The 1,059-nt window shown below is 71.0% G+C and carries 1 protein-coding gene; it reads left to right on the top strand.

Annotated features, from left to right (window positions below; all coding sequences use genetic code 11):
• The coding region (locus Mam01_RS36020; protein ID WP_204289688.1) for an AMP-binding protein at positions 1–1,059 on the top strand (1,059 nt) is incomplete at both ends.

The following is a 1,059-nucleotide window of genomic DNA, read 5'->3' as shown; positions in this document are numbered from 1 at the left end:
CGGGTGATGTGGTGTATGTGATGTACACCTCGGGGTCGACGGGTGTGCCGAAGGGGGTGGAGGTCACCCATGGGTCGGTGGCGGGGTTGGTCGCCGATTCGTGTTGGGGTGGGGCGGTGCGGCGGGGGATCGTGTGGCATGCGCCGCATGCGTTCGATGCGTCGGTGCTGGAGATCTGGGTGCCGTTGGCGGCTGGTGGCCGGGTGGTGGTCGCGCCCGGGGTGGTGACCGCTTCGGTCCTGGCCGGCCTGACCCAGCCGGATAGGCCAGGCGAGGTGGCCGGGGTGGGTGCGGTGCATCTGACGGCGGGGGCATTCGGGGTGCTGGCGGAGGAGGATCCGGGGGCGCTGGCGGGGCTGGATGAGGTGCTGACCGGTGGGGACGTGGTCCCGGCCGGGGCGGTGGCGGCGGTGCGCGGCGCCAATGAGCATGTGGTGGTCCGGCATTTGTACGGGCCGACGGAGGCGACGTTGTGCGCCACGACGTTCACGGTGGGCCGGGGGGAACAGGTTCCGGGGGTGTTGCCGATCGGGCGGCCGCGGGACAACACGCGGGTGTTCGTGCTGGATGAGTTCCTTCAGCCGGTCCCGCCTGGGGTGGCGGGGGAGGTGTACATCGCGGGTTCGGGGTTGGCGCGGGGGTATCTGGGCCGTCCGGACCTGACCGCCGAGCGGTTCGTGGCCTGCCCGTTCACCGGCGGGGAGCGGATGTACCGCACAGGGGACCTGGCCCGTTGGCGGGGTGACGGTCAGCTGGTCTTCGCCGGGCGGGCCGATGAGCAGGTGAAGATCCGCGGGTTCCGCATCGAACCCGGCGAGATCGAAGCCGTCCTGGCCACGCACGAATCGGTGGCACAGGCGGTGGTGGTCGCCCGGGAGGACCGCCCGGGGGACAAGCGCCTGATCGCCTACATCGTCCCCACCACCGAAAACACCACCGAAAGCAGCGACACGGCCGAAACCACCGGCACTGCCGACAGCGACGACACTGCCGGAAGCCGTGAAAGCGGCGACAGCAGCGTCCTCGTCGGAAGCGGTGGAAGCGGCGACGGGAGCGGTC

The organism is Microbispora amethystogenes (assembly GCF_016863015.1).
GTDB lineage: Bacteria > Actinomycetota > Actinomycetes > Streptosporangiales > Streptosporangiaceae > Microbispora > Microbispora amethystogenes.
The sequence above is the reverse complement of the archived record's forward strand: the minus strand, read 5'-3'. Positions and strand labels throughout refer to the sequence as shown.